This is a genomic window from Paenibacillus sp. P4_A7, assembly GCF_056402455.1.
The window spans coordinates 1-9,952 of record NZ_JBFUHJ010000180.1 but is presented as its reverse complement, the minus strand read 5'-3'; the positions used below and the strand labels follow the sequence as shown (position 1 = coordinate 9,952).

The following is a 9,952-nucleotide window of genomic DNA, read 5'->3' as shown; positions in this document are numbered from 1 at the left end:
CATACCGGCTGGCCCTCCGCCTATTATGGTGATGTCTGTAAATTTATCTAGTTGTTCAGAATTCACGAAAAGTTCTCTCCTTTAATTAATATATATTTTATATCTTTATATATAATATTATACTGTATAACTTACCTTATATTCAAGCTTGTGTCAAAGAGAATAGCTGATCGTAACGGTTGCTCAACTCCGAGCAGTTCTGTTGTTGGTTTGTAATAAATACCAAAAGTTAGCGTTTGGGATGAAGAGCATTCATTTGGAAAATAGTAAGTATAGAGGCAAAGGAGGAAGGTAAGAATTGATGCACGTATTCAAAATGTTAACTATAAAAGTTACTGTTATTTTTGCCGTTATTTTTATGTCAGGAGTTCCACTTCTAGAAGCGGGATCAGAAACGGATAAAGGAATCGATTCTTTTTTAAATCAATTATATAAAGGACGAGCCGAATTAATAAACCAGACCAATAAAGAAAATATCGAGATGTTTTATTTGCTTGATCATTCAGCGAGTCGTTACGCATTGCGTCAAGAGCTACATAGAAATCAATATATACATGCTTGGGGAGAACGAAGAGGAATCAATTTCGTTGATGCGGTGAGCGATATTCGAATTACTCGTATCAAGAGCGATGGAAACACAGCAAAGGTGTCACTCGTTCAATCATTAAAGCTTAGTTATGTCTATTTGAATAAAATTCTCCCCCCCCAATCATTTGGTATTGGCACCCGGCACGTACTCACTTTGAAAAAAATGAAGGGCGAATGGTATCTTTATAAAGAATGGTTTTTGGATCCCCTTGATGAGAATTCACAATTGATTCCAGATACCGCAACAGGATTTGCACCATCCGCAAAATATAAAAAGGATTTTCCTGTCGGCAATCAATATAATCGTGATCGAGCGGTCGCTTTTGCCAATAAATATGCGGGAATTGCGTGGGGGGCTGGAAATAATCATCGTTACAACCCCAAGTATATGGATTATACAAGTAAAGGCGGTGATTGCACCAACTTTGCTTCTCAAGTAATCGGTGATCAGGATGAAGGCGGCGGCCTGCATATGTCAGGTGGCTGGCGTTATTTCTATCCGGTAGGAGGCAGCAAGTCGTGGGTACAGACTGATGGATTCAAAAATTATTTGATCCGTTCGGGATATGGAAAGGTCATTGTGCAAGGCTTATTTACTGAAGTCGTTAATCCAACTGAAAAATTTCCGAATGGAGCCATTTCAGAACTATTGCCTGGAGATTTAATTGCCTATGTCATTCACGGCGATGTTGATCATTTCTCCATTGTGACTGGTTTTGACGAGAATGGTTATCCGCTGGTTAATTCCCATACAGCTGACCGTTACCGTGTACCTTTTGATCTTGGGTGGGACAAGCATACCGGTTACCTGCTTATTCATATGAATGATTAAGCAGCAAGCAGTTTATACCCTCTCGGACATACCTGTATCCTCTTTATCATAGAATTATAAGGACAGGTTGTTGGTCAACTAGGGGTGAGGCAATGAAGCTGCCGCTTTTGTTCAAACAAACGGCGTTACGGACTAGCGCTATTTTTATAGTGAAAGTGATTGGGCTATTTGGGAGGATATCGTTAACGAGGCTGGTTGGAGCAGAAGGGGTAGGGATGTACCAAATGGTATATTCCTACTATGGCTTCGCACTGATGGTTATAACGGGCGGGTTTCCAACCGTATTAGCCATGTTCACGGCGAAAAATGCTGTGAGAGGTTGGATTTGGTTCAAAATTATTTCTACGGTTATGGTCATTTTTGGCGGAGTCATTAGTTTCTGTTCTTTCTGGTTTGCGTTCGATATTGCCAGTATGATAGGAAATCCAAAGTTAGATTTTGCTATACGCTGCTTGGCGCCCGCGCTGTTTGCAGTACCCTTGCTTAGTTTGCTGCGAGGATATTTACAAGGGCTTGAAAATTACGGAATGATCGCCTTATCAGAATTAATAGAACAAGCGGTCCGTGTTGCTTCTATGTTATTACTCGTTGTACTCTTTTTGCATAAAGGTTCTCCGATTGCGGTAGGCGGCGGTATTCTTGGCACTTTTATTGGTGCTTTAATAGCTTTCAGCACATTAATCTTATTTTTTTTACTTTCAAGCAGAAAAGAAAATGAGGTCTCTGAACGGGGAGCCTCGTCCATGAAGACGATTCGTACTGTTTTGCTTTGGTTTTTCCACTCCTCGCTGATCATCGCGTTCACACGCATGCTTGTCCCCTTATCTGATTTTTTTGATGCCATTGTTATTCCTAACCGATTACAGGCAGCAGGGCATACTGCTTCAGAAGCAACCGCTATGTTTGGTGTCATTACCGGTATGGCGGTTATTGTCGTCTATATGCCAACCATAGTCACAGCCGCCTTATCTCATACGGTGACCATTAAAATCGTCACCGATTGGCGAGAAAAAAGAAATAAACATTTTTACTTGCGAATGCGGAAGGCTCTTGAACTGGGATGGGTTTGGGGGGGGACAGCTGGATTGTTTCTGCTAGTGTATGGGGCGGAGCTTTCTAGACTTATTTTCGGTACTGATGAAGCGGCGGCACCGATTCGCTATCTTGCAATTATCCCGCTATTGGTCGGCTTGCGAGAATTAACGACGAGTATGCTGTGGGCGCAGGATCGCAAGAAAGTGCCGCTTACAGGACTAATCGTTGGTATTTGTGTGTCTGCTTTATCACATTACTTTCTTGTGCGTATACCTGGTTTTGGATATGCGGGAGCTGCGATTGGCATACTCGCATTAGAATTTGTAGCAGTCGTATGGAATATTTGTGCTCTAAGGCAGGGATGGACTTATTTATTTCGTCTTAAACTGCTTTTGCTGGACGTCATCAGTATTGCAGGTGCCTTGCTTTTAGTAACAACATTTTTCATTGTCCCTATCATTAATGACTTGTCTGAAACGATAAAAACCTATTTAGGAATGATTATGTTCAGCGCAGCAGCAGGTTTATATATTCTCCTACGTTTCTTTTACTATAATATACGATACCGCAACTAAGACTATAGAAACATGGAGCAACTGGCTTCGAGTCTTCAGCCGCTCACAATGTTGAAATGAACATACGATGTAAAGTTGTACAATTAGGTTGTACAATACATAAAACCAATAGCCCCTGGACCAGTATGTGTTGTGATGACAGGAGTGGCTGGTCGTATTCGAACAATAGTAGAGGTAATCCGGCCAATTTCCTCACGAAGCCGTTCAGCTAATGGCAGGTTATCCGCATGAGAAATTCCGATTTCGGTAACTTCTTTACCTAGAATGTCCTGCTCAAACCGTTCCATCAGTCTTTTTATAATTTGGGTTGAGGTACGCACTTTTGCGAATGGGGTATACACGCCTTCCTCTATTATCGCGATTGGCTTAATGCTTAGAATGGTACTTATCCATCCTGTCGCCTTTCCAATTCGTCCACCCTTGACCAAATTATCGAGCGTTTCTACGACAACAAACAAAGTCGTACGATTACGAATATCTTTCACATGATCGACAATCTGATCTGCCGAACAGCCTTCCTGAACCATTTTTGCTGCTTCTATAACTTGAAAGCCAAGCGCTTGTGAAATCATTTGTGAATCAATGACGATTACGTTGCTTGAAGACATTTCAGCAGCTGCGTAAGCCGATGCATACGTTCCACTCATACCGCTGGTCATATGAATAGAAATAATCGTGTCTCCGTCTTCTCCGAGACGGTCATAAGCCTCTACAAATACACCAACAGCTGGCTGTGATGTTTTCGGAAGCTCGTCGGAGTTTTTCATTTTATGAATAAATTCAAGTGGTTCAATCGTAACATTATCTTCATAGATCTCCCCATCCACATATACAGTTAACGGGATAACCTCTACTTGATATTTTGCTAGTGTTTCCTTCGGCAAGTCTGTGGTGGAATCTGTTACTATCCGTATACGAGGCATATGTTAGTCTCCTTAGCTGCTGTTATAAACCACCAACATTGTTGTGATTGCTGCTGACTCTCTTTATAGTTTACTACGTTAAGTATGAGAGATTCAAATTTTGGCTTTACACACTGTAATTATTAGCGATATTTAAATGAAAAACGACCGCATTCCTCTTAAGGAGGAGCAGCCGTTTCGTTTGCTTTTGACTTGAATCGAACATTGCCTTTAATCGCGTGCAAATACTTTCTTGTCAAAAAATAAAATGATGATAAATGAAACCATGGCAATCAGCAAAATAGAGGCGGGAATAATAAATGACAGTAGGGTCGCTATATTCTCTGTATTTTTGTACAGAAACATGCCAAGAGGCATAAGTCCGCCACCTATAATACTTGCCCATAGATGTAATTTTGCTATTTTCTTCATGCTAACTTCTTTAACTACATAATAAAATATACTGTATGCGAATAGGGTTAACCAGCCCACAAGCAGGATATGAGTATGTACTGGAATAAGAGTGTAATCTTCTCTTCCCGCCATGTCAGAACCGAGGAAAGCCCCAATCAAAGCATAGACAGCTGAGATACGCATTAACCATTTACTATAATGTTTCACTTTTATCATCACCTCACTATTCAGATATGATCTAGTATATCGAAAAAAGTCGAGTTGGTCTTTATAAAAATGGAATCAGGGTATGGTAAAGCTGTATATATTGTTTCATTCTTTATCCAGATGGGTAACTTTCTTTAAGAAGAATGACATATAAAGAGCTTGTTGCATCGCTGCACATCATTTGTTTGTTAGAGCTAGTTTAGGGAGTGAGTTAATGACCCAGTTGAACCATTTCATGAAGTTGTGCAGCGCAATTATTTTAGTGCTTGTCATTATTTATTTAGGATCGCAAGTGGACTTCATCTTTAAGCCGATATTATCTTTAATTACAGTTATTACCGTTCCGGTGATGATAGCTGTTTTTTTCTATTAATTGCTACGCCCGCTTGTAAATGTAATGGTGAAACGTAAAATAAATAGGTCGTTAGCCATTTTGCTTATTTACTTGGCTGTTATGGTCATATTAATTGTATGGACGGGGCCAATCGATTAGCGTATTTTTGATTGTGCTAGTGGCATTCTAAAAAGGGTAAAACTGATCCAGCTTGACATCACTAACTGTATGTTTTAATATTACAGTAACCGAAAAGGTTACAGTTAGTAATGAATGGCAGATTTAAACCCTGGGAGAGATAAATAAGATGAATACAAATTATAAACCTTTATTCGAAAGTTTTTCTGTAAGAAGCGGGCATGTACTGAAAAATCGTATCATTATGGCGCCAATGACGAATTTCTCATCTAATGAGGATGGAACCGTGTCAGACGCAGAATTGGCATATTACGCGAGAAGATCCGGTGGTGTAGGCATGGTCGTTACTGCATGCATCAATGTATCACCAAATGGAAAAGGGTTTCCGGGAGAATTTGGCGGTGATCGAGATGAGTTGATTCCAAGCCTTAGAAGGTTGGCTTCTACAATTAAGGAAAAAGGATCGCTGGCCGTATTGCAAATATTCCATGGCGGAAAAGAGTGCCCACCGGAACTCGTTCCAAACGGTGATGTCGTTAGCGCAAGTGCGGTTGCTTCAGAACAGAATAAAGGGGGAGTTACCCCAAGAGCTCTGGAAGAGGCAGAAATTGAAGCTATTATTCGTGACTTTGGCGCGACGACAAGACGAGCAATAGAAGCAGGATTCGATGGCGTTGAGATACACGGTGCCAATGGTTATCTTCCGCAGCAATTTTTCTCCCCTCACTCCAATAGGCGTGATGACCGTTATGGAGGAAGCCGTGAGAAGCGTTTAACATTTCCACTTGCGGTAGTCGACGAGGTAAAGCGAGTAGTAGCTGAGCATGCAAAGCTTCCATTTATTGTCGGATATCGTTTTTCACCGGAAGAGGCGACAACACCGGGCATAACAATGGACGACACATATGCGTTGATTGATGAGTTAGCAGCGAAAGAACTGGATTATCTCCATGTCTCGGTACTTGATTTCTGGTCAAAACCGCGAAGCGGAGCAGACGATAGAAAGTCACGCATGCAGTTGATTCAAGAGCGTATCGGACATTTAGTGTCTGTAATCGGGGTAGGTTCCATTCATACGCCGGAGGATGYGCTGAAGGCTCTGCAGACAGGTGTACCTCTAGTTGCACTTGGCCGCGAAATTATAGTTGAGCCTGATTGGGTAGAGAAGGTTGCAGAGGGTAGAGAGAATGAAATTAAGACAACGCTCAGCAAAGAGGATCAAGAGCGACTGGTCGTACCAACTCCACTATGGCAAGTTATTATTCATACACCGGGATGGTTTCCAATCGGTGACTAGGCACATCTAACATTAAACTCTAAAGCGTCCAACAGGGTGTTGTTTCAAAAGGCTATGAACCTTTTGGAATAGCACTCTTTTTTTGTTCGAAAAAATAGTAGTGAACCGCCGATCTGTTACATACAGTTGAAATAGTACATATACGATTTTTTTATTGTATGTTTTCAAGGAAGGTGGTTGTAATCCGATGGTCATCTCAAGCCTGCATGATTTTCTGAAATTATTCGGCTTGCCGATTTCAATGAGCCTAATTGGCGGACTTATAGGTCATTTTGTGAAAAATGGCATAATCGAATTACCAAAACTTGTCATAGAATATGATGAAGAAGGAATTACCTTATCATCAAATTGGTTCGTTAAATGGTTTCAACGTGTTTATTACTTCTTGATTTTTCTAATAGGTCTTCGAAATAAGCGTGATGCGAAGAAAAAGATTTTTATCGACCTCGGTTTTCTTGGAGATCTTCTAATAGCGATTGGTACTGGGATTGTTGCTAAGACAGCTTTGTCGATGGCGAAGACGGATGATGACTTTGCTGTAATCAGCAGCTCATTACTGGCAGGATATGCTGGCTTATCTTATTTGAAAGGAAAGCAGAACAACGATCTTGCTAATAGCGTTCCAGAAGAAATAGTGGAGTCAAATTCAAAAGAACCACTGCCGTAGCGTAGAATTCTTTATCCGAAGTGCGTATAATATCGAAACTAATCAGGGAGGGGAGATCAAATGGCCAAAATAAAGGTCAAAGTAACAACTGAAGAAATGCAGGAGCTGAAGATGCTTGCTGAAATTGTGAAAAATCCTGAGCTTGCTATGTCAGAGCGCCGCATTGCTAAGACGCAGTATGAGACCATTATTAATTACGCTAAAAAAACGAATCGTGGCATTATCTCCTCCGTTTAATAAATAAACGAATAGGCTGGTTTAGGCTACTCTTCTTAGAGTAGTTTTTATCATCTAAGTAATCCCCTCCGTGCAGTAACTTCATTGTTCTGCACGGAAGGGGTATAGAATTCTAGAACTAAACGGGAAGCATAATTACATTTCTAGGATAACTAAAATTGTCTCGAGAGCAAGATGTTTCGTTATCATATATGGATTGCGATAGACGATGGGAAATCTCGAAAATCGGGAGCTTAGGGTTTACATGAATGGCTGAACCATAAAAAGAGCAGCTTTCAAAGTTGAAATCTAAGCTTGCAATAATAATGACGCAATCCGTAAATGTACAACCGACAAAGCTAAAACCATCAAATGTGATCGTTTCATTTGTGAAATGCTGGTTAATAATTCGTTCCATTTTTTCACTCCTATTCTTTGTTGAGGGACACTGGAAAACTATTTTATCAAATAAGATTCGCAGTGTTTGTCACAACTTGAACTAGGAATTAATTATTTATCGACAAGTAAAATGCGGTTTGAAAAATAGAAAATTACCAGTTGGGTAGATCAATCGTTACTTCACGTTTGCTAGCCGAAGAAMGCTGCACTGCATCGATGATCGCTTGATTATATAGTATTTCTGYGCCCGGAATAGGGGCAGGACGATTGTCCCTGATGGCCGCGACAAAGTCCATCACTTTCTCATCAAACAAGTTTTTGCCGTGTTGAATAACTGGAATATTTGATTCTACGTGCTGATTAACGACATCATTATATAACGTCATACTGCCCACGCTGCCATCCCATACACCACTCCACGGTCCAGCACCAGCAGGAGTAACTTTTAGACCTGCATCGGTTCCGAGGAAAATAGTCGCACCAAGCGTATCCATATGCATCGCCCAGCTAATTTTGTAATTCAAGACAATGTCGCCCTCAAGTCGAATCATGGCTACGCCAAAGTCTTCAACGTCAAAGTTTGAAGCATCTTGGAAGTATTTTGGATTAGTTCCGAAATGATTGGACGTATAAGCCGATACGGTAAGCGGCTTAGGATTTCCAAGCGCATGAAGCGCCATATCTAGTGAATAGCAGCCGATATCAGCCATAGCACCTGCGCCTGCAAGATCTTTACGGACAAAAGTACCGCCAGGGATGCCTCGACGTCTTCCGCCGCCAGTTTCCACGAAATATACTTTACCAAGTGTACCTGATTCCACAATATTTTTAATCAATTTCATATTGGGGTCATACCTAGGCTGGAAGCCGACTGTAAGCATTTTGCCGCTCGTTTGAGCCGCTTCGATCATTTCAATCGATTGCTGCAGTGTCACAGACATTGGCTTTTCAACAAGTACATTCTTTCCCGCATTTAATGCGTTAACAGATGTTTCGTGATGGGCAAAGTTTGGTGTACAAATGCTGACACCGTCAATGTCTAGCTCCAACAATTGCTTATGATCCTCGAAAGCTTTAGCATTTGGAAGCTGTTCTTGATTGATGAAATCTTGTGCTTTCCCCGGAAAACTATCTGCTATAGCAACGATCTCAACATTAGGCATTTTTTTATAGGCAGAAGCATGAGCACGTGCAATACCTCCGCTTCCAATTATTCCAATTCGTATAGTCGTCGTCATTGAATTTACTCCTTCGCATGTTGATAGTTACAATGTAGCACAGGCCAAAGCAGCTTGGAACAATGGAAATAGGACAATGGACTACAATATTACGACAAGATTTGCTAGCAAGCTTTTGCTATAGGTTATGAATTTGTCGATAAACCGTTGGTGTCATGCCTTCATGCTCCATAAATCGCTTATTAAAATAACTGACACTTGGATAACCGACTTCAGCTGCAATTTGCCCAATGTTGGTTTCTTTGCGTTCGAGCAGCCATTGCTTGGCCATCTGAAGGCGACAGCGTGTGATGAAATCCATAGGAGTCATTTCCATGACGCTGCGAAATAATTTGCAGAAATAGTAAGTACTAACACCTGCACGTTGGGCCCACTGCTCTAGAATGAAGGGTTGTGCTGCTTCTTGCTGCATGATAGGCAGCAATTCCATAATGCGATTACCGGAAGTTATGGCTTTATTGGTTGTTAACGGTATAGCCTGCTCGATAAATATGGCGAGCAATGCATAGGTAAGCGTAGATAGTTTTGTCGGATGCAGCATACGATGAGTTTCCGTTTCCGCTAGAAGCTCTTCATGGGCAGCTTCCCAATCAGCAGTTTGGCGAAGCGTCCAGAGCTGGCTCTTATGAAGACCTCTTTCAATCATATAGTCTTGTAGACCATTGCCATAGAAATGAAACCAACGAATATCCCAAGGATCATCATCGGAGCTGTAATAATGCTGACGTTGTAATGGAAAGTATAGGACGGCATCACCAGCCTCTAAGGTATGAACCGTACCGTCATATTCTACGTATCCTTTACCAGATGCAACATAGTGTATATTGAAATTGTTTAGAGATCCGGCCTTTCTCAGCACTTTGTGGTTGAAGTATTTCTTGCAAAAGCCAACGGATTCAGGAAAGCAGAATAAAGGTGTATGCGGCAGAGTTACAAGAACGCTTTGTCTTTGCATAATTGGTCTCCTTGATAACAATATTGTTTTAATTAATTACAAAATAATATCATTTTAATTTTATTGTTTAACTCTTATAATCGCAATATAGTCATAAAAATTAATGTCGAGGTGATTATAGCATGACAGCAAAAAAACTAAAATGGGGCATCCTT

At 40.9% G+C, this 9,952-nt stretch carries 11 protein-coding genes; 6 read left to right on the top strand and 5 right to left on the bottom strand.

Translation table 11 applies throughout. The features are described 5' to 3' along the window. The first annotated feature begins 301 nt into the window (after positions 1 to 301). Both AC1DWN_RS19485 and AC1DWN_RS19480 read left to right on the top strand, forming a co-directional pair. Positions 302 to 1,420 (top strand): amidase domain-containing protein, encoded by a 1,119-nt coding sequence (locus AC1DWN_RS19485; protein WP_477560564.1) that lies wholly within the window; start codon positions 302 to 304, stop codon positions 1,418 to 1,420. A 92-nt stretch (positions 1,421 to 1,512) separates the two neighbouring features. Beyond that, positions 1,513 to 3,030, top strand: a complete 1,518-nt coding sequence (locus tag AC1DWN_RS19480; protein ID WP_477560563.1) for an oligosaccharide flippase family protein — start codon at positions 1,513 to 1,515, stop codon at positions 3,028 to 3,030. Positions 3,031 to 3,113: 83 nt separating this feature from the next. Here AC1DWN_RS19480 and AC1DWN_RS19475 read toward each other — a convergent pair whose 3' ends face one another. Continuing rightward, complete coding sequence (locus AC1DWN_RS19475) at positions 3,114 to 3,953, bottom strand: DegV family protein (protein WP_477560562.1); 840 nt, start codon at positions 3,951 to 3,953, stop codon at positions 3,114 to 3,116. 210 nt (positions 3,954 to 4,163) lie between these two features. Beyond that, a complete protein-coding gene (locus AC1DWN_RS19470; protein WP_477560561.1) occupies positions 4,164 to 4,562 on the bottom strand; it encodes a hypothetical protein in 399 nt (132 codons plus the stop codon). Positions 4,563 to 4,767: 205 nt separating this feature from the next. Here AC1DWN_RS19470 and AC1DWN_RS19465 point away from each other — a divergent pair, with 205 nt between their 5' ends. The 4 genes from AC1DWN_RS19465 (at position 4,768) to AC1DWN_RS19450 (ending at position 7,226) form a co-directional block, all read left to right on the top strand. Beyond that, entirely contained in the window at positions 4,768 to 4,926 is a 159-nt protein-coding gene (locus tag AC1DWN_RS19465) for a hypothetical protein (RefSeq protein ID WP_477560560.1), read from the top strand. Between the two features lie 268 nt (positions 4,927 to 5,194). Further along, the gene (locus tag AC1DWN_RS19460; RefSeq protein WP_477560559.1) at positions 5,195 to 6,322 is read left to right on the top strand and encodes an NADH-dependent flavin oxidoreductase; all 1,128 of its coding nucleotides are present in this window, start codon (positions 5,195 to 5,197) and stop codon (positions 6,320 to 6,322) included. A gap of 187 nt (positions 6,323 to 6,509) precedes the next feature. Next, positions 6,510 to 6,989: a hypothetical protein gene (locus AC1DWN_RS19455; protein ID WP_477560558.1), complete on the top strand. Its 480-nt coding sequence runs from the start codon at positions 6,510 to 6,512 to the stop codon at positions 6,987 to 6,989. Between the two features lie 60 nt (positions 6,990 to 7,049). Then, entirely contained in the window at positions 7,050 to 7,226 is a 177-nt protein-coding gene (locus AC1DWN_RS19450) for a hypothetical protein (RefSeq protein ID WP_477560557.1), read from the top strand. 118 nt (positions 7,227 to 7,344) lie between these two features. Here the strand turns inward: AC1DWN_RS19450 and AC1DWN_RS19445 are convergent, their stop codons facing one another. The 3 genes from AC1DWN_RS19445 to AC1DWN_RS19435 all read right to left on the bottom strand — a co-directional run bounded on the left by AC1DWN_RS19445 (position 7,345) and on the right by AC1DWN_RS19435 (position 9,797). Further along, positions 7,345 to 7,623, bottom strand: coding sequence for a hypothetical protein (locus tag AC1DWN_RS19445; protein WP_477560556.1), 279 nt, complete (start codon positions 7,621 to 7,623; stop codon positions 7,345 to 7,347). Between the two features lie 133 nt (positions 7,624 to 7,756). Beyond that, positions 7,757 to 8,842: a Gfo/Idh/MocA family protein gene (locus AC1DWN_RS19440; protein WP_477560555.1), complete on the bottom strand. Its 1,086-nt coding sequence runs from the start codon at positions 8,840 to 8,842 to the stop codon at positions 7,757 to 7,759. A 118-nt stretch (positions 8,843 to 8,960) separates the two neighbouring features. Continuing rightward, a complete protein-coding gene (locus AC1DWN_RS19435; RefSeq protein WP_477560554.1) occupies positions 8,961 to 9,797 on the bottom strand; it encodes a helix-turn-helix transcriptional regulator in 837 nt (278 codons plus the stop codon). Between the last annotated feature and the right edge of the window lie 155 nt (positions 9,798 to 9,952).